General features: G+C 64.7%; 19 protein-coding genes. 8 read left to right on the forward strand and 11 right to left on the reverse strand.

All coding sequences use genetic code 11. From position 1 onward, the window contains the following. Nucleotides 1–160 precede the first annotated feature (160 nt). Nucleotides 161–697: a protoporphyrinogen oxidase HemJ gene (gene hemJ, locus LB554_RS13580; RefSeq protein WP_224585026.1), complete on the reverse strand. Its 537-nt coding sequence runs from the start codon at nucleotides 695–697 to the stop codon at nucleotides 161–163. Further along, nucleotides 697–1,728 carry a uroporphyrinogen decarboxylase gene (gene hemE / locus LB554_RS13585; RefSeq protein ID WP_224585027.1) on the reverse strand — a complete coding sequence of 344 codons (1,032 nt, stop codon included), beginning with the start codon at nucleotides 1,726–1,728 and terminating at the stop codon, nucleotides 697–699. The genes hemJ and hemE overlap by 1 nt, the downstream gene beginning before the upstream one ends. A gap of 404 nt (nucleotides 1,729–2,132) precedes the next feature. Here hemE and LB554_RS13590 point away from each other — a divergent pair, with 404 nt between their 5' ends. From LB554_RS13590 to dnaQ, 5 genes are all read left to right on the forward strand, one after another. Continuing rightward, entirely contained in the window at nucleotides 2,133–2,954 is an 822-nt protein-coding gene (locus LB554_RS13590) for a pyruvate, water dikinase regulatory protein (RefSeq protein WP_140788946.1), read from the forward strand. Between the two features lie 374 nt (nucleotides 2,955–3,328). Further along, nucleotides 3,329–3,928 (forward strand): Maf-like protein, encoded by a 600-nt coding sequence (locus LB554_RS13595; RefSeq protein WP_224585029.1) that lies wholly within the window; start codon nucleotides 3,329–3,331, stop codon nucleotides 3,926–3,928. Continuing rightward, nucleotides 3,921–4,778, forward strand: a complete 858-nt coding sequence (locus tag LB554_RS13600) for a shikimate dehydrogenase (RefSeq protein WP_224585031.1) — start codon at nucleotides 3,921–3,923, stop codon at nucleotides 4,776–4,778. Before LB554_RS13595 ends, LB554_RS13600 begins: the two co-directional genes overlap by 8 nt. After that, a complete protein-coding gene (coaE, locus tag LB554_RS13605; protein WP_224585033.1) occupies nucleotides 4,775–5,356 on the forward strand; it encodes a dephospho-CoA kinase in 582 nt (193 codons plus the stop codon). The genes LB554_RS13600 and coaE overlap by 4 nt, the downstream gene beginning before the upstream one ends. Nucleotides 5,357–5,444: 88 nt before the next feature. Continuing rightward, nucleotides 5,445–6,173: a DNA polymerase III subunit epsilon gene (dnaQ, locus tag LB554_RS13610; protein ID WP_224585035.1), complete on the forward strand. Its 729-nt coding sequence runs from the start codon at nucleotides 5,445–5,447 to the stop codon at nucleotides 6,171–6,173. A 19-nt stretch (nucleotides 6,174–6,192) separates the two neighbouring features. On the opposite strand, the gene LB554_RS13615 is transcribed toward dnaQ, so the two are convergent. The 9 genes from LB554_RS13615 to rph all read right to left on the reverse strand — a co-directional run bounded on the left by LB554_RS13615 (nucleotide 6,193) and on the right by rph (nucleotide 14,239). Then, nucleotides 6,193–7,143, reverse strand: coding sequence for an alpha/beta hydrolase (locus LB554_RS13615; protein WP_224585037.1), 951 nt, complete (start codon nucleotides 7,141–7,143; stop codon nucleotides 6,193–6,195). A gap of 18 nt (nucleotides 7,144–7,161) precedes the next feature. Next, nucleotides 7,162–7,842, reverse strand: a complete 681-nt coding sequence (locus LB554_RS13620) for an isochorismatase family protein (protein WP_224585040.1) — start codon at nucleotides 7,840–7,842, stop codon at nucleotides 7,162–7,164. A 289-nt stretch (nucleotides 7,843–8,131) separates the two neighbouring features. Further along, entirely contained in the window at nucleotides 8,132–9,436 is a 1,305-nt protein-coding gene (locus LB554_RS13625; RefSeq protein WP_224585042.1) for a M24 family metallopeptidase, read from the reverse strand. Nucleotides 9,437–9,695: 259 nt separating this feature from the next. Beyond that, on the reverse strand, nucleotides 9,696–10,667 hold the full coding sequence (locus LB554_RS13630) for a GlxA family transcriptional regulator (protein ID WP_224585044.1): 972 nt from the start codon (nucleotides 10,665–10,667) through the stop codon (nucleotides 9,696–9,698). Between the two features lie 97 nt (nucleotides 10,668–10,764). Continuing rightward, entirely contained in the window at nucleotides 10,765–11,088 is a 324-nt protein-coding gene (locus tag LB554_RS13635) for a low molecular weight protein tyrosine phosphatase family protein (protein ID WP_224585045.1), read from the reverse strand. Nucleotides 11,089–11,091: 3 nt separating this feature from the next. Continuing rightward, nucleotides 11,092–12,270: a radical SAM family heme chaperone HemW gene (gene hemW, locus LB554_RS13640; RefSeq protein ID WP_224585048.1), complete on the reverse strand. Its 1,179-nt coding sequence runs from the start codon at nucleotides 12,268–12,270 to the stop codon at nucleotides 11,092–11,094. Further along, entirely contained in the window at nucleotides 12,267–12,929 is a 663-nt protein-coding gene (rdgB, locus tag LB554_RS13645) for an RdgB/HAM1 family non-canonical purine NTP pyrophosphatase (protein ID WP_224585050.1), read from the reverse strand. The genes hemW and rdgB overlap by 4 nt, the downstream gene beginning before the upstream one ends. Continuing rightward, nucleotides 12,929–13,339: a VOC family protein gene (locus LB554_RS13650; RefSeq protein WP_224585052.1), complete on the reverse strand. Its 411-nt coding sequence runs from the start codon at nucleotides 13,337–13,339 to the stop codon at nucleotides 12,929–12,931. Before LB554_RS13650 ends, rdgB begins: the two co-directional genes overlap by 1 nt. A gap of 183 nt (nucleotides 13,340–13,522) precedes the next feature. Then, nucleotides 13,523–14,239, reverse strand: coding sequence for a ribonuclease PH (gene rph / locus LB554_RS13655; protein WP_015314794.1), 717 nt, complete (start codon nucleotides 14,237–14,239; stop codon nucleotides 13,523–13,525). A gap of 154 nt (nucleotides 14,240–14,393) precedes the next feature. Between rph and hrcA the strand changes: the two genes are divergently transcribed. From hrcA to LB554_RS13670, 3 genes are all read left to right on the forward strand, one after another. Further along, on the forward strand, nucleotides 14,394–15,476 hold the full coding sequence (gene hrcA, locus LB554_RS13660) for a heat-inducible transcriptional repressor HrcA (protein WP_015314793.1): 1,083 nt from the start codon (nucleotides 14,394–14,396) through the stop codon (nucleotides 15,474–15,476). Nucleotides 15,477–15,578: 102 nt separating this feature from the next. Then, nucleotides 15,579–15,776 (forward strand): hypothetical protein, encoded by a 198-nt coding sequence (locus LB554_RS13665; protein ID WP_015314792.1) that lies wholly within the window; start codon nucleotides 15,579–15,581, stop codon nucleotides 15,774–15,776. 83 nt (nucleotides 15,777–15,859) lie between these two features. Further along, nucleotides 15,860–17,224: a PQQ-dependent sugar dehydrogenase gene (locus LB554_RS13670; RefSeq protein ID WP_224585054.1), complete on the forward strand. Its 1,365-nt coding sequence runs from the start codon at nucleotides 15,860–15,862 to the stop codon at nucleotides 17,222–17,224. Nucleotides 17,225–17,305 lie beyond the last annotated feature (81 nt).

Consider the following 17,305-nt stretch of genomic DNA (forward strand, 5'->3'; position numbering starts at 1 on the left):
GGACTCTGGGTAGGCTTTGGGGGAAAGATCGGCGGGATGCGACAAATGCCGGGCGCGGCCGAAAGCAATGACGGGCGGCGCATGACGGGAAGGAAGACCCGTCTTGTATCGTCGGTCGGCTGAAAGAGCAAGCCGCCTTTTGAGCGGGTCCGATGAAGCCTCAGAAGGGCTTCACGACGACCAGGATCACGATTGCGACCATCAGCAATGTGGGGATCTCATTGACGATCCGCCAGTGCCGTGCCGGTTTTTCGTTGCGGTCTTCGGCGAATTTGCGCACCGCGCCGGCCAGATAGCCGTGAATGCCCGACAAAACCAGCACCAGGCCGATCTTGGCATGCAGCCAGCCGCCCTGGAACGCAAAGATCTTCCAGGCCAGCCACAGCCCGAACACCCAGGTGAGGATCATCGCCGGATTGATGATGCCGCGCAGCAGACGCCGCTCCATCACCTTGAAAGTCTCCGACTGCACGGAGCCCTTCTGCGCATCGACGTGATAGACAAACAGCCGCGGCAGATAAAGCATCCCGGCCATCCAGGAGATGACGGCGAGGATATGGATCGCCTTTGCCCAGGGGTAGAAGCTTTCCGGCGCGAAGAAAAACAAAAGCGCGGTAAGAACAATCAGGACAGCGATGCCAACGACCATGCGCTTCATCGCCTGGCCGGTGCTGTTGGTGTTATCTCTGTCAGCCATCAGCGTGCCGCGCTCCGAACCTGTTTCACCATCGCCTCGACATGCGCCACCGGCGTCTCCGGCGTGATGCCGTGGCCGAGATTGAAGATCAGCGGCCCGTTCCCCAGCGCCTGGAGGATCGCCTCGACGCCATCGGCCAACGCTTGGCCGCCGGCGACCAGCCGCAACGGATCGAGATTGCCCTGGACGGCGCCTTGCCGCTGCAACGCCTTCGCGGCCTCCAGCGGCACCGTCCAGTCGATGCCCAGCCCCGTCACGCCGGTCTTCTCGCGGTAGCTCTGGTAGCGGGCGCCGGCGCCCTTGGGAAAACCGATGATCGGCACGCCGGGATGGGCCGCCCGAACCTGCCTGACGATCTCGGCCACCGGCTCGACGCAGAAGCGTTCGAACGAGGCATCGTCGAGCACCCCCGACCATGAATCGAAAATCTGCACGACATCCGCACCGGCCTCGATCTGCCGGATCAGATAGGACGCCGAATGGTCGGCGAGCACTTTCAGCAGCTGCCGAAACGCCGCCGGCTCGCGGTAGGCGAACAGCCTCGCCGGCGCCTGGTCCGGGGTGCCGTGGCCGGCAATCATATAGGTCGCCACCGTCCACGGGGCGCCGCAAAAGCCGATCAGCGTCGTTTCGTCGGGCAATTTCGCCCGCAGCCGGCGAAGCGTCTCGTAGACCGGTTCGAGATTCACGTGAAACACATCGCTTCCCAGCGCCGGAATCTCGGCCGCCGAAATCGGCGTCAGGAGCGGCCCACGCCCTTCCTCGAAGCGCACGTCGCGGCCAAGCGCATGGGGAACGACAAGGATGTCCGAAAACACGATCGAAGCGTCGAAGCCAAAGCGCTCGATCGGCTGCAGCGTCACTTCCACGGCAAGCTCGGGATCGTAGCAGAGATCAAGGAACGAGCCGGCCCGTCTTCGCGTCTCACGATATTCCGGCAGATAGCGCCCGGCCTGTCGCATCATCCAGAGCGGAGGAGGAAACACCGCCTCGCCTTTCAGCACATCCAGCATGATCCGTCTTGCAGGCATCGAGCGCTCGCCTCTCCCGGCTTCCTCTTAATCAAATATCTTATTTTAAAAGAGTCTTCTGATTCTAAGAGTCTGTTGGTTGTGGTGGTTGTCACCTGTCCCGCTTTGGCCGCCAAAACGCCAGCAAGCATATTGTCGCGCACTACCGATCGCGGCTGGCAGGGTTCTGGGGACAATCAGGAATCCGCCACTGGAGTCAATGCGCTAGGTCTGATGCCCTGGAGACCTGCCCTGTGGACGAGCAAAAGGCAAAATGCTTCGTCCACGGACTTGTCCCCAGCCGCCAGGAGAAGCTGACAGCGCATCGAATTGTGGACAAACCGGCATCTGATACAGTCGCCTTCGGCCGGCCCGTCGGCCCGTCCGATCTTATCCACATCCGCCCACAGCCCCAGGTGATCCCTGTGAACAAACCCCAGAGCTTCTTTCACCTGCATCTGATTTCCGATGCCACGGGCGAAACCCTGCTCGCCGCCGGCCGCGCGGCTTCAGCGCAATACAAGGACGCACGCGCCATCGAGCACATCTACCCGCTCATCCGCACCGAAAAGCAGATAGCCAAGGTCTTCGAGGACATAGAGGAGGAGCCGGGCATCATCCTCTACACGGTGGTCGACCAGAAGCTGGCACGCGGCATCGACGAACGCTGCGCGGCCATGGGCCTGCCCTGCGTGTCCGTGCTGGAGCCGGTGCTGACGGTCTTCCAGTCCTATCTCGGGACGCCGGCCGGCCGCCGCGTCGGCGCCCAGCATGTTCTCGATGCCGAATATTTCCGGCGCATCGACGCGCTCAATTTCACCATGGACCATGATGACGGCCAGCTGCCGGCAAACATGGATGACGCCGATGTCGTGCTGATCGGCATATCGCGCACCTCGAAGACGCCGACCAGCATCTATCTCGCCAACCGCGGCATCAAGACCGCCAACATCCCGATCGTGCTCGGCGTGCCGGTGCCAGAAAGCCTGGTCAACGCCAGGGCGCCGCTGGTCGTCGGGCTGATCGCCACCGCCGAGCGCATCTCGCATGTGCGCCAGAACCGCATCCTCGGCAATTCGAGCACCTATGTGCCGACCGAGTATGTCGACCGCGCCGCCATCAACGAGGAACTCGCCTATGCCCGCCAGATCTGCACCCGCCATGGCTGGCCGATGATCGACGTCAGCCGCCGCTCGATCGAGGAAACGGCGGCGGCGATCGTTGCCCTGCGGGGGAAGAACAGATAATTGGAACCGTGCGCCAACCTGCCAACAGAACCGCTGCGTGGTTCGAAAGGTCACGGCATGGATCCTAGGGTCTGCGCCGCGTCGCTTCGCTCCTTGCTTCGCCCTAGGATGACGAAGGGATGATTGTCTCGGCTAATCTCGAAGGTTTTATGACTTGCCAGCATCGTCACTTCTTATACGGCGACACAACTGCAAATCTCCGGCCGTTGAGATTAGCCGTGGATCGCAATGCATTCGTCATCCTAGGGCGAAGCAGGAGCGAAGCTCCGTCGCGCAGACCCTAGGATCCATGCCGTTACAGTGGCCAAGGGGTGCGGCGGCCGCTAGCGTCCCACCCAGCCAGCAACTCAATGACGGGTAACAGGCGAAAGATCATGACAGAAAAAATCGTCCTCGCTTCAGGCAGTCCTTTCCGCAAGGCGATGCTGGTCGATGCCGGCGTCGACATCGAGGCGGTTCCCGCGACGCTGGACGAGCGGGCGCTGGAAGCGCCGTTGCAGGACAGCGGCGCCTCGCCCGAGGACGTCGCGCTGGTGCTCGCCGAAGCCAAGGCCACCGAAGTCAGCGAGCGCCGGCCCGGGGCACTGGTGCTTGGCTGCGACCAGACTTTGTCGCTCGGCGACGAGGTCTTCCACAAGCCGGCCGACATGGAGGGCGCGCGCCGCCATCTCCTGGCGTTGTCGGGCAAGACCCATCAGCTCAACAGCGCCGCCGTTCTGGTGCGCGACGGCAAGGTGCTGTGGCGCCATGTCGGCATCGCCTCGATGACCATGCGCAAGCTCGACCCCGCCTTCATCGGCCGGCATCTGGCCCGGGTCGGCGTCAAGGCATTGTCGAGTGTCGGCGCCTACCAGGTCGAGGGCGAAGGCATCCAGCTGTTCGAAAAAATCGAAGGCGACCATTTTACCATTGTCGGGCTGCCGCTGCTGCCGTTGCTGGCGGAACTGCGCGCACTGGGAGCCATCGATGGCTGAAATCCCGAAAAAGGCCTTCGTCACCGGCCACCCCATAAAACATTCGCGCTCGCCGATGATCCACGGTCACTGGCTGGCCGAGCATGGCATTGATGGCACTTATCAGGCGATCGATGTGGCGCCCGAAAATTTCGCCGAATTCCTGGCGACGCTGCAGGCGAACGGTTATCGAGGCGGCAACGTCACCATCCCGCACAAGGAGGCGGCTTTTGCCGGGGTCGCGCGCCGCGACCATGCGGCCGACGAGATCGGCGCCGTCAACACGCTCTGGTTCGAGGACGGCACTTTGTGGGGCGGCAACACCGACGGCCACGGCTTTGCCGCCAATCTCGACGACCACGCTCCGGGCTGGGCGGCCAATGGCCCTGCCGTGGTGCTGGGTGCCGGGGGCGCCGCCCGTGCCGTCATCCATGCGCTGAAGGCGCGCGGCCTCGGTGATATCCGCATCGTCAATCGCACGCTCGCCCGGGCAATCGAATTGCGCGACCGCTTTGGCGCCGGGGTGTCCGCGCATCCATTGGCGGCGACCGGCGAATTGCTGCGCGACGCCGGCCTGCTGGTCAACACCACGGCGCTGGGCATGCAGGGCAACGGGGATCTGGCCGCCGACCCCAGGGGTCTGCCCGCCCACGCCGTGGTCAACGACATCGTCTATGTGCCGCTCGAGACCCCACTGCTCGCCGCCGCGCGGGCACGGGGGCTGAAGACGGTCGACGGGCTCGGCATGCTGCTCAACCAGGCGGTGCCCGGCTTCGAACGCTGGTTCGGCGTCAGGCCGAAGGTGACGGCTGAACTGCGCGCACTCATCGTTGCCGATCTGTTGCCCAAATCCCGGGTGCCGAAATCATGATCGTGCTCGGCCTTACCGGCTCGATCGGCATGGGCAAGTCGACCACGGCCAGGATGTTCGCCGAGGCAGGCGTTCCGGTGCATGATTCCGACGAGACGGTGCACCGCCTCTATGCAGGCAAGGTCGCCCCGCTGGTCGAGGCCGCCTTTCCCGGCACCACGGTTGGCGGAAGCGTCGACCGCGCAAAACTCGGCGCTCGCGTGCTCGGCGATGCCGCGGCCCTGAAAAAACTCGAAGCCATCATCCACCCGCTGGTCCGTGCCGATGCCGATGCCTTCCTGGCCAGGCATCGTGCAGCGGGCGAATCGATCGTGGTCCTCGACATCCCGCTGCTGTTCGAAACCGGCGGCCGTGGCCGCGTCGACAAGGTCGTCGTGGTGACGGCGCCGGCCGAAGTCCAGCGCCAGCGCGTGCTGGCGCGGCCTGGCATGAGCGAAGAAAAACTGGCGTCGATTCTGGCCAGGCAGGTGCCGGATGCCGAAAAGCGCCGGCTGGCCGATTTCGTCATCGACACCGGCGAGGGGCTGGACGCCGCGCGTGCGGCGGTTGCTTCGATCATTGCCGAAATCAAGGGATAAGTCGGGCTGCTGACGGCAGGCCGTCAGCATTGCCCATTGCCATTTTGTTCCGGTCTGGCGATTCTGCTCCCAGGAGCGACCTGATTCGATGCGTGAGATCATTTTCGATACGGAAACCACCGGCCTCGATTCGCGTGACGACCGCGTCATCGAGCTTGGCGGCGTCGAGCTGGTCAATCGCTTTCCGACCGGCAGGACCTTCCATCATTATATCAACCCGCAAGGCCGCGCGATCCATGCCGAGGCGCAGTCCGTGCACGGCATCAGCGCGGCCGATCTCGCGGGCAAGCCGAGCTTCGCCGAAATTGCCGAGGAATGGCTGAAATTCACGGAAGGCGCCAAGCTGGTCGCCCACAACGCCACCTTCGATATCGGCTTCCTCAATGTCGAATTCGGACGGCTCGGCCACCCGCCTGTCGATAACGGGCTTGTCGTCGACACGCTGGCCCTGGCGCGCCGCAAGCACCCGATGGGACCCAATTCGCTCGACGCGCTGTGCCGGCGCTACGGCATCGACAACACCAAGCGCACCAAGCACGGTGCCCTGCTCGATTCCGAATTGCTGGCGGAAGTCTATATCGAGCTGATCGGCGGCAAGCAGGCCGCACTGATCCTCGACAGCGCCACCGCTCCGGCCCAGGGCGGCAACAATGTCAGGCATATCGAGATCATCGTTGCCGAGCGCCCGGCGCCGCTGCTGCCCCGCCTGACCGAAACGGAGCGCGCGGCGCACGCCGCCATGGTCGCGACGCTCGGCGAAAAGGCGCTGTGGCTGAAAGCCTCCCCCCAGGAAGCAGCCCAGGCGCTGTCATCATAGAGCCATCCGAGAAGCGGCCTCAGTAGGGCCATTCCCCCCGGCCCAGCGCGGCAACGGCCGCAATGATGCGCGCAAAAGCCTCCGCAGCGGCCGGCACGGTCGTGCGGGCGCGCAGGAAACTGTGCACGAGGCGGGGCTCCTCATGCCACCAGGCCTTGCCGCCGGCCTCCAGGATATGGTCGCGATAGACTTTGCCGTCCGACGACAGCGGATCGCATTCGGCCGTGATGATCACCGTCGGCGGCAGGCCGGAAAAGTCGCGGTCGCGCAGCGGCGCGAAGGTCGGATCGCCGGGCGATTGCTTCCGGGCTGAGCGGACGTCGCGGTAGAAGGCGGCGTCGCTTGTCGACAGCAGCGGCGCATCGGCATGTTCCACGTAGGAGCCGATCGCCTCGTTGCCGCCGAGATCGGGATAGATCAGCACCTGGCCGATCGCGGCGCGCGGATGGCGACGCGTGGCCTGTGCCACCGCCGCCGCCAGATTGCCGCCCGCACTTTCACCGCAGAGCACGAGCGGCGGCTCGCTGGTCGCCGCCGCCCATTCGAAAGCCACCAGCGCATCGTCGAAGGCGGCGGGGTGGAGATGCTCGGGCGCCAGCCGGTAATCGACCGACACAACGTCGAAGCCGGTGCCGGCACAGATTTCGGCGCAGATGTCGTCATGGCTTTCGAGCCCGCCGAGGATGAAACCGCCGCCGTGGAAATAGAGCACTGTTGCGCGCGGTGTGGCGCCGGCGAGCCGGTAACGGCGGACCGGGATATCATGGTTCGAAGCGGCGACCAGGCTGTCGGTGGCCTTGACCCCGGGCGGACGGCCCTGGTGGAAGGCCCGGCACATCCTCGCATAGACCGCGCGCTGCTTGTCGATGGGCAGGCCGGCGATCTCCGGCGGGTACCAGGCGTTGACGCTGTCGATATAGGCCCAGAGCGCCGGGTCGAGCCATGGTCCACATTTGCCGCGGCTGGTCATTTCAATCCGAGGGGCAGGTCAAAGCTCGGCATAGAGACGGGCGGCGTTTTCAAAAGTGAAGCGCAGGGGTACCGAGCCTTCGACCTGCCAGACGGTGACCGGCTCGCCGGCCAGTAGCCGGCAGGCGCCGTCGGTGTCGGTAACCGCGCCGCCATAGAGCCGGTTGGCAAGGTTGAGGATGCCGGTCTGGTGCATGGCCGCGCTGCCGCTGCCGCAGGCATCCTTGACCAAAAGCACGCGAAAGCCCCTTGCCACGGCATCCCTGACCGACGCGTCGATACAGGCCTCTGTCCACACGCCAGCCATGACGAGCCATTCGATGCCGGAAGCCTTGAGCCGGTCGCCAGCCGGACCGGAGCGGAAGGCGCTGGCCTCGGCCTTGATCAGCAGCGCCTCGCCATTCGCCGGCGCCACCTCGTGGCAGATTTCGGTCAGCGGGTCGCTCTTGTCGGAAAAGGCCGACTTGCCGTCTTCGCCGACCGGATGAAAGGGCCGGTCCTGGCTGTCGAGATCGACGATATAGGCCCAGTGATGAAGCGGCACATGGTTTTGACGCGCCGCCGCCTGCAGGCGCTGGACGTTGCCGAGGATCTTTTCATAGCCCTCGACAAGGTAGCGCTTGTCCCGCCGGTGCTCTTCCTGCAGGTCGATGAACACAGCGGCCACCGTGTCGGGGCGGATGGAAATGGGGGCTTTCATGCGGAGGGTTTTCCGGCTGACGCTGTTTCTCTGCTGGCGCAGGCTTGGACGATTGTCCGAAAAGGCCCCGCGACTTCGTCATTCCAGGGCGCAGCAGCCGCGAAGCGGCGTCGCGAAGACCCTGGAATCCATGCCGTGATGTTTGTCGAAGGATGCAGCGGAGCGGATCCTAGGGTCTGCGCCGCGTCGCTTCGCACCTTGCTCCGCCCTAGGATGACGAAGCGAGAGGCGTGGCGGCTAATCTCTAATGCTGGCAGTACCGCGTGTAGGCCAGCGGCGGAGACCACCATCAAATCTCTTTCTCCAGAAACTCATCCTCATACGGAAAGCGCGACAGAAGCTCGGTGCCGGTCTCGGTGATCAGGATTTCGTCCTCCAGCTTGACGCCTTCGCGGCCGCCCTTCTCGCCAATATAGCTTTCCACGCTCACCACCATGCCTGGCACGATATGGCCGTCGCGGCCATAGGTCTCGTAATCCATGGCATGCGCGATGAATGGTGTCTCGCCATGCATGCCGACGCCGTGCATGACCGAGGTGTAGCGCTGGTCGACGAAGCGGTCCGGAATTTTCCACGCCTTCTCGGCGATCTCGCGGAACGTCATGCCGGGCTTCACGATCGAAATATTGTGCTGAACCTGATCGTGCGCCATGCGGTAGAGCGATTTCTGATAAGGGGTCGGTCTGCCCGGCCCGCAGCGGAAGGTGCGCGAAAAATCCGAATAATAACCGTAACAGCCGATCGTGTCGGTATCGAGCGCCAGCAATTCGCCGGGCCTGATCTTGCGGCCGCTGGCTTCATTGAACCACGGATTGGTGCGCTGGCCCGAGGTCAGCAGCCGCGTTTCGATGAACTCGCCGCCCTGGCGTATGACCTCGCCATACATGATGGCGAACAGCTCGTTCTCGGAAACGCCGGGCTTGATCGCTTCGCGCACCGCATAGACGGCGGCTTCGGCGCCGGCCATCGAGGCCAGCAGGCATTTGACCTCCTCCGGCGTCTTGACCGCGCGCACGGCGAGGATCTCGCCCTGGCAATCGCGAACCTCGCAGCCGCGCTTTTCAAGCGCCAGGGCCTGCAGATGGCTGCAGCGGTCGAGCCCGAGCTTCATCGAGCCGCCGCCATGCTTTCTCAGCAGCTCGGCGATCTCGTCGGCGAAGGGACCGGCGGTTTCGTCGTCGCGGCCCGACACGGAAGACCAGACAAGCTTGGAAGGACGCGCCTCGTCGATCGTGTCGAGCACCATGGAGACATGGTAGCTCTGCGGATATTCGAACAGCACGATCGGACCGTCGGCCGGAATGAAGAAATAACGGGTCGAGTTGCGCAGGAAATAGCCGAACATATTGCGTGAGCCGGTGGCATAGCGCTGGTTGTAGGGGTCGAACAAAACGACGCCGCCATAGCCGGCCTCGCGCATCCAGCCGCGCAGTTTGTTGAGCCGGCCTTTGCGCAGGGCATCGGCATCGATGAAGGACGGCTCGGTGTCCGACAGCCACATGCCGCCGGCCGGATCGGCCGCCGCCGGGTGGCGCATGCGGTCCTGAAAGTCGACGTCCTCGGTGCTGTCGGGGTCGAATACGACGATGCTCATGGGGTCTGGCCTTGGGTGGGTTGCTGATTCGACCATGGCGCAGGAGGAGCGGGATGATTGTGCGGAAAACCGCGTGGGTTGCGCGGGATACCGCTCTGGAATGCGTGGCGCTGCCCCTCACCCAGCCTCCGCTTCACTCGGCTGACCTCTCCCCGAGGGGGAGAGGAGACTACCGGCGCCGGCGCCAACCTCTTCTCCCCACCGGGGAGAAGGTGGCCGCGGAGCGGCCGGATGAGGGGGCCCTCGTAGAACGCGGCCCCTAATGCCTTCTCGCCATCTTCGGCGCATGGCCATGCTCCTCTCGAAAAGCCCGGGCAAAGCTCGACATCGAGGCAAAGCCGCAGGCCAGCGCCACGTCGCGCACGGCAAGCGTCGAATGCGCCAGCAGGTCGGCGGCGCGTTTCAGCCTGAGCCGTCGATAATAGCCGTTGGGCGAGATGGCGAGTTCGGAGCGGAACGAGCGCTCGAGCTTGTCGGAGGAAACGCCGAGCTTCGCCGTCAGCTCGGCCATGCCGAGCCGCTCCTCCACCGCGTCTTCCATGATGGCGATGGCCGACAGCACCAGTTCGTTCTGGACCCCGGTGCGCAGGCGCAGCGGCATCAGCTTGCGGTCGACGCTCGAGCGCAATTGGCTGTGCACGAACCACTCGGCGACGCCCGCGGCAAGCTCGGCGCCGTAGTCGCGGGTGATGATCTCCAGCATCATGTCGAGGCTGCCGACGCCGCCGGCCGAGGTAAAACGCTTGCGGTCGATGACGTAGAGATCGCGGCGCAGCTCGATGTTGGGGAACGCCTCGGTGAAGGCGGCCTGGCTGGTCCAGTGCAAGGTGCAGGCATGGCCGTCGAGCAGGCCCGCGCGTGCCAGGAAGAACGCCGCATCCGCCACGGCCCCGATATGGGCGCCATTGCGCAGGCTGCGGCGGATCCAGCTCGCGGCGTCCTCGGCGATCAGATGATCGGCGTCGCCGCCCGAGCAGACCACGATGCGGTCGACCTTGGGCGCTGCCTCGGCGTAAAAGCCTGGCTGGATGACGACGCCGTTCGAGGCCTCGACCGTCCCTTCCGTCGCCCCGACGATGATCCAGCGGTAGCATTCCCGCTTCGCCAGTATGTTGGCGGCGCGCAGCGGCTCGATGACGGAACTGAACGCCATCATCGGAAAGCCGGGGAACACCAGCACCGCGAAGGTGAGCGGGGCGTCCGTGGGTTTGGGTGGTTCGCGCGTGGCCATGGCGTCCGGAGCCGGAAGGATCGGGGGCTACAATTCGGGCAGATGGGCTTCGGGGTCAACGGTGTTCGGCCGAAGGCGAAGGAGCGAATGCAAGCGCTCAGTCCAGATACCGGGACACGCGCGCCTTCAGAAGCGCGATCAGCTCCGGGTCCATGAATTCATAATCGTCGGGGATATCGAGGCAGATCACCTTGGCCGCCTTCAGGCTGGCCTTGAACTGCTTCTGCAGTTTCGTCCGGTGGGTTTTCTCCATGACAAAGATGATGTCCGCCCAGCCGACGAGCTCGTGCGTCAGCGGCGTGTCGGCGTCATGATTGGTGCCAGCCGACGCGACTTCGATGTCGCGCCGCGTGGAAAACACCTGCTCGGCGGTCGGGCTGCGCAAGCAGTTCTGGCTGCAGACGAAGAGGACGTTTTTCAAGGTTTAGCGCGCCAAGTCCGCGACCACGGCGTCGAGCACGATCATGCCGGCCGGCGTGGCGCGCAGGCGGGCGTTGCCGATCGGCGCCACCAGGCCCTCGCCCTGCAGCACCGACAGGCGAGCGCTCGACAGCCCGCGCCCGGAGAAGGCCTCGTAGCGCGAGAGGTCGATGCCTTCGGCGAGCCTCAGCCCCATCAAAAGAAACTCGTCCGCCTCTTCGGAGCGCGTCAGCAGCTCGCCGCCGGTGATGCCATGGCCCTTGGCCTCGACCAGATTGGCCCAGGTCTCCGGCATCCGTTCGGCGATGGTCACCACACGGTGGCCGTTCTCGACAAAGCGGCCATGCGCGCCGGGGCCGACGCCGACATATTCGCCGTAGCGCCAGTAGGTCAGGTTGTGCCGGCTCTCGGCGCCCGGCCTGGCGTGGTTGGAGATCTCGTAGGCCGGCAGGCCGTGCGCCGACGTGACTTCCTGCGTCAGTGCATAGAGATCGGCGGCGTGGTCATTGTCGGGAATGGCAAATTTCTTCGCCGCGTGCAGCGCATGGAAGGGCGTGCCTTCCTCGATGGTGAGCTGGTAGAGCGACAGGTGGTCGGCGGCATGGCCGATCGCCTGGTCGAGTTCCGCCTGCCAATCCTCCGGCGTCTGCCCGGGCCGCGCATAGATCAAGTCGAAGGAGAGCCGCGGAAAGATTTCGCGCGCGAGCCCGATGGCGTGCAAGGCTTCCCTTACATTGTGCAGCCGGCCGAGAAAGCGCAAATCCTTGTCGTTCAGCGCCTGCACGCCGAGCGAGACGCGGTTGACACCGGCGGCGCGATAACCGCGAAACCGCTCCGCCTCGACCGAGGACGGGTTGGCCTCGAGCGTCACCTCGATGCCGTCAGGCACCGTCCAATTCCCAGCCACGGCGTCCAGAACCCTGGCCACGGTTTCCGGCTTCATCAGCGACGGCGTGCCGCCGCCGAGGAAGATGCTGGTCACTTCGCGCGGCCCGGTGCGCTGGCGCATCGTCGCCAACTCGGCCTCGAAGGCGGCGGCGAAGCGCTCCTGGTCGACCGGCTGGTGGCGGACATGGCTGTTGAAGTCGCAATAGGGGCACTTGGCCGCGCAGAACGGCCAATGGACATAGACGCCGAAGCCGGGACCGCGGTCGAGCGCCATGGTGGTGCCGGGTCCGATCATGCCGAGCCAAGCCTCACCGAACCAAGCCGGGCCTGGGCGAATTTCTGGAAGGCGCGGGCGCGGTGCGACAGCGCCGTCGCCTGGCCGGGTTCCCAGCCGTGCTTTTCCTCCGCGCTCATCTCGCCGAAGGTCTTGTCGAAGCCATTGGGCAAAAACACCGGATCGTAGCCGAAGCCGAGCTCGCCGCGCGGCGGCCAGACCAGCGTGCCCTCGGCCTCGCCGCGATAATATTCGGCCTCGCCATCGGGAAAGGCGAGGCAGATGACGGCGACAAAGCGGCCCGTGCGCCGTTCGGGCGTGGCCGCGCCGACTTCCTGCATCGCCACTTCGGTGCGCTGCATGGCCATGGCGAAATCGCGCGAACCGTCCGGAGTCTCGGCCCAGTTCGCGGTATAGACGCCGGGCGCGCCGTCGAGCGCGTCGACACACAGGCCAGAATCGTCCGACAGTGCCGGCAGGCCGGTCGCCTTTGCGGCGGCAAAGGCCTTGATGTAGGCGTTTTCCTCGAAGGTGGTGCCGGTTTCGTCCGGTTCGGGCAGGCCATACGCCTTGGCCGATTTCGCCTCGAAGCCGAACGGTCCCATCAGCTCGGCGAACTCGCGCAGCTTGCCTTCATTGTGGCTGGCGACGACGATCTTCTTGCCATTAAGCGAATGCATCAAAGGCCCCAGATTCTCGGCTCGGCGAACTCGATCGAATTGCCCGAAGGGTCGCGTATATAGATCGAACGGCCGCCTTGCGGCCATTCGAATTCGCTTTCGATGGCGATTTTCTTCGCCAAGAGATGGGTTTTCCAAAGCTCGATTTCAGCGGCGGTCGCGGCAAAGCACAGATGGCCTTCGCCGACCGCGCCGTGCGGCGGCACTTTCAGTCGCGCATCGGGCGCGGGCGGAATCTTGGTCGCCTCGGCGTTGAAGATCAGCAGCACGCCCGGGCCACAGCGGAAGAAAAGGTGGCGGCCTTCTACCTTGCCGAGCAGGGTGAGGCCGAGGATATCGGTGTAGAAGACCTCTGCTTCAGCGAGGTCGGTGACATAGAGGGCGGATTCAAGAATGGCAGAGGGAGTCACGAGGCACCCCCCTCTGGCCTGCCGGCCATCTCCCCCGCAAGGGGGGAGATTGGCAGCGTGAGCGCCAGCTCATGGTATTCTATGCTGATTATTGGCGAAGCTCTCGACAACATCCGATCTCCCCCCTTGCGGGGGAGATGCCCGGCAGGGCAGAGGGGGGTGCCCAGGCTCCGCATGAATAAACTAAGCCACCGCCATCTGCTGCAGGCTGACCAACCGGGAAATGCCCTTCTTGGCCAGGCCCATCAAGGCCGCGAACTGCTCTTCGGAGAAAGGCTCGCCCTCGGCGGTGCCCTGGATCTCGACGATGCCACCCTTGCCGGTCATGACGAAATTGGCGTCGGTGCCGGCCGAGGAATCCTCGATATAGTCGAGGTCGATGACCGGCTGGCCGTCATGGATGCCGCAGGAAATTGCCGCGACATGATCCTTCAGCACTTTCGAAACACTGGCCATCTGCCGCGCTTCCATCCAGCGCAGGCAGTCATACAGCGCCACCCAGCCGCCGGTGATCGACGCGGTGCGGGTGCCGCCATCGGCCTGGATGACGTCGCAGTCGACGGTGATCTGCTGTTCGCCCAGCGCCTGCAGGTCGACCACGGCGCGTAGCGAACGGCCGATCAGCCGCTGGATCTCCAGCGTGCGGCCGCCCTGCTTGCCGGCGGAGGCCTCGCGGCGCATGCGCTCGCCGGTCGAGCGCGGCAGCATGCCATATTCGGCCGTCACCCAGCCCTTGCCGGAATTGCGCATCCAGCCAGGCACCTTTTCCTCAAGGCTGGCGGTGCACAGGACATGCGTGTCGCCGAACTTCACCAGGCACGAGCCTTCGGCATGCTTGGAGACGCCGCGCTCGAAGGATATGGCGCGCATTTCGTCGAATTGGCGTTTGGAGGGGCGCATTCGGCCTGCTTTCTTGTCATTTTTTGAATCGTGGCCGGCTTGTAGCCCCACCAAGCCCATGGCGCAAAGGAAAAGGGGCGGTGACCCGACACAGACACCGGGTTGCGCGCGGCCCACCGAAGTCTATATCCTTGAACCGGAGGTTTTTAGCCGAATGACCAAGGCAGTCGATCCCGCCTCGCAGTCGCTGGCTCTTCAGTCACTCGACATGCGCTCGCGCGACATCTTCCGGCGCATCGTCGATTCCTATCTGCGGGACGGCGAACCCGTGGGCTCGCGCAGCCTGTCGCGCATCCTGCCGTCCTCGCTGTCGCCCGCCACCATCCGCAACGTGATGAGCGACCTCGAGCATCTCGGGCTGATCTACGCGCCGCACATCTCGGCCGGGCGCCTGCCGACCCAGGCTGGCCTGCGTTTCTTCGTCGATGCCTTCATGGAGCTTGGCGACCTCTCCGACGAGGAGCGTCGTACCATCGAGGCGCAGGTGCGGGCCTCCGGCTCCGGCGCGACGCTGGAGCATATGCTGACCGAGGCCAGCCAGATGCTGTCGGGCATGTCACGCGGCGCCGGCCTGGTGCTGGCGGCCAAGAACGAGGTGGCGCTCAAGCATATCGAATTCATCCAGCTGGAGCCGACCAAGGCGCTTGCCGTGCTGGTGTCGCAGAATGGCGACGTCGAGAACCGCGTCGTCGAGCTGCCCGCCGGCATCACCGTCTCGCAATTGCACGAGGCCTCGAATTTCCTCAACGCGCATATCCGTGGCCGCACGCTGGCCGAGGCGCGCACCGAGATCGCCCGCATCAAGGAAGAGACGAGAGCCGCCCTCGACACGCTGTCGCAGGACCTGGTCGAGAAGGGACTTGCGGTGTGGGCGGGTGCCGAAAGCGGCCTGCCGGCGCGGCTCATCGTGCGCGGCCGCGCCAATCTGCTGGAAAACGTCACCGCCCAGGCCGACATCGAACTCTTGCGCCACCTGTTCGAGGACATGGAAACGCAGGACGGGCTGATCCAATTGCTCGACCTCGCCGAGCAGGGATCGGGCGTGCGCATCTTCATCGGCTCGGAAAACAAGCTGTTCTCGCTGTCGGGCTCGTCGCTGGTGGTGGCGCCCTATCGCGACAAGGACGCCCGCGTCGTCGGCGCGCTCGGCGTCATCGGCCCGACAAGGCTGAACTATGCCCGCATCGTGCCGATGGTGGATTATACGGCACAGCTGATTTCCCGCATGCTGAGGTAAGGAGTTCGAGGAATTATTGCTTTGGTTTCCATGCCGGAATTCGACCGCGAACGACTTTCCTGGCGGGACCGTAATCCAGACAGGCTGCAAAGGAGAAAAAGAATGGCGCTGGAATCGTTCAAGGCCCAGATCAGTCTGCTGCTCGAGGAGATGGTCAACCAGCCGGAGGACCAGCACGAAATTCAGGAACAGCTGCGCGAAAAACTGCGCGAGATGCGCGCCATGGGCCTGCCATTGCCGGCCGATCTCGTTGAATTGGAAAAACGCCTGGACGACGATTTTTACGCTGCCGGGACCTGATCCGAGAAGTTTTGCGCATCGTGCGAACGGAACCCACGGGCAAACCGATCGTTGCTTTCCTTCATGACGGATTGGAGGAAGTGATGCGATTGGCCGGACTGGCGCTGTCCGCACTGTTTGTCACGACCGCGGCGCTCGCCCAGCAAGCCGATCAGCCTGTGCTCAAAGGCCCGGCCGCCTTCGGCGACTGGCGGGCGGACAGGCCCGGCGTGCGCCGGCTGATCAAGCCGGAAGACCTGCCGAAACCCTATGTCACCAAATCCGCCTCCAACAGCGCCGGCGTGATCGACATGCCGGCGGACGCAAAGCCGCATTTGCCGCCGGGGTTTTCGGCCGAGTTGATCGCCTCGGGGATCGACAATCCGCGCGTCGTGCGCATCGCGCCCAATGGCGACCTGTTCATTGCCGACAGCAAGGCCAACCAGCTCCGCCTCTATCGCCTGGCGAAGGGCAGCGCGAAAGCCGCTGAGAAAAGCATCTTTGCCGGCGGTCTCAACCGGCCCTATGGCATTGCCTTCTATCCCCCGGGCAAGGACCCGCAATGGGTCTACGTCGCCAACAGCGACAGCATCGTGCGTTTTGCCTACGGCAATGGCGACCTGAAGGCCTCGGGCGAGCCGCAAACCATCGTCGCCGACATTCCTTCGACCCACCACTGGACCCGCGACATCGCCTTCTCGCCCGACGGCAAGACACTTTATCTTTCCGTCGGCTCCGGCTCGAATGTCGCCGAGGACATGGGCAAGAGGCCCAGGGGCGGGCTCGACGCCTGGGTCAAGGCTAAGCCGCTCGGCGCCAGTTGGGGTTCCGAGGCGGGCCGGGCCGAGGTCCGGGCCTTCGATCCCGACGGCAAGAACGGCCGCACAGTCGCCACCGGCTTGCGCAACTGTTCGGGCATGACCGTCCAGCCGGCGACCGGCGCGCTATGGTGTGTCGTCAACGAGCGCGACGGGCTCGGCGACAATGTGCCCGCCGAATACGCGACATCGGTCAGGGAAGGCGCCTTCTATGGCTGGCCCTGGTATTATATCGGCGACAATGAGGACCCGCGCCACAAGGGCGAGCGGTCCGATCTCGCCGGCAAGGCTGACAGTCCCGACGTGCTGATGCAGGCGCATTCGGCGCCGCTCAACATCGCCTTCTACGATGGCAAGGATTTGCCCGCCGACACCGGCTTTCCCCAGGCGTATCGAGGCGACGCCTTCGTTGCCCTGCACGGTTCGTGGAACCGCGGCAACAGGACCGGCTACAAGGTGGTCCGGCTTCTGTTCAAGGACGGCAAGCCAACCGGCGAATACGAGGATTTCATGACCGGCTTCGTCGTTTCCAATGGCGAGGTGTGGGGCCGCCCGGTCGGCGTTGCGGCGGCCGGCGACGGATCCTTGATCGTCTCCGAGGACGGCAACGGCACGATCTGGCGCGTGACTTATAGTGGCGACCGCTCCTGACCCTTGCTTGCGAACCGGGCCATTGCCGTCTGGTGCAAGCGAATCCCGCGCTCAGGGCGTTCTCCCCGAGGCCGCCTCGTG

The sequence above is a fragment of the Mesorhizobium sp. CO1-1-11 genome (genome assembly GCF_020164995.1).
Taxonomy (GTDB): Bacteria; Pseudomonadota; Alphaproteobacteria; order Rhizobiales; family Rhizobiaceae; genus Mesorhizobium; species Mesorhizobium australicum.

Bases quoted from the DNA above. Each gene is read 5' to 3' on its own strand.
- hrcA (WP_015314793.1), top strand. From the start codon at position 14,394: ATGACCAAGGCAGTCGATCCCGCCTCGCAGTCGCTGGCTCTTCAGTCA.
- LB554_RS13620 (WP_224585040.1), bottom strand. From the start codon at position 7,842: ATGAAAGCCCCCATTTCCATCCGCCCCGACACGGTGGCCGCTGTGTTC.
- LB554_RS13595 (WP_224585029.1), top strand. From the start codon at position 3,329: ATGACAGAAAAAATCGTCCTCGCTTCAGGCAGTCCTTTCCGCAAGGCG.
- hemJ (WP_224585026.1), bottom strand. From the start codon at position 697: ATGGCTGACAGAGATAACACCAACAGCACCGGCCAGGCGATGAAGCGC.
- LB554_RS13665 (WP_015314792.1), top strand. From the start codon at position 15,579: ATGGCGCTGGAATCGTTCAAGGCCCAGATCAGTCTGCTGCTCGAGGAG.
- hemW (WP_224585048.1), bottom strand. From the start codon at position 12,270: ATGATCGGACCCGGCACCACCATGGCGCTCGACCGCGGTCCCGGCTTC.
- LB554_RS13615 (WP_224585037.1), bottom strand. From the start codon at position 7,143: ATGACCAGCCGCGGCAAATGTGGACCATGGCTCGACCCGGCGCTCTGG.
- dnaQ (WP_224585035.1), top strand. From the start codon at position 5,445: ATGCGTGAGATCATTTTCGATACGGAAACCACCGGCCTCGATTCGCGT.
- rph (WP_015314794.1), bottom strand. From the start codon at position 14,239: ATGCGCCCCTCCAAACGCCAATTCGACGAAATGCGCGCCATATCCTTC.
- LB554_RS13600 (WP_224585031.1), top strand. From the start codon at position 3,921: ATGGCTGAAATCCCGAAAAAGGCCTTCGTCACCGGCCACCCCATAAAA.
- hemE (WP_224585027.1), bottom strand. From the start codon at position 1,728: ATGCCTGCAAGACGGATCATGCTGGATGTGCTGAAAGGCGAGGCGGTG.
- LB554_RS13625 (WP_224585042.1), bottom strand. From the start codon at position 9,436: ATGAGCATCGTCGTATTCGACCCCGACAGCACCGAGGACGTCGACTTT.
- LB554_RS13630 (WP_224585044.1), bottom strand. From the start codon at position 10,667: ATGGCCACGCGCGAACCACCCAAACCCACGGACGCCCCGCTCACCTTC.
- coaE (WP_224585033.1), top strand. From the start codon at position 4,775: ATGATCGTGCTCGGCCTTACCGGCTCGATCGGCATGGGCAAGTCGACC.
- rdgB (WP_224585050.1), bottom strand. From the start codon at position 12,929: ATGCATTCGCTTAATGGCAAGAAGATCGTCGTCGCCAGCCACAATGAA.
- LB554_RS13670 (WP_224585054.1), top strand. From the start codon at position 15,860: ATGCGATTGGCCGGACTGGCGCTGTCCGCACTGTTTGTCACGACCGCG.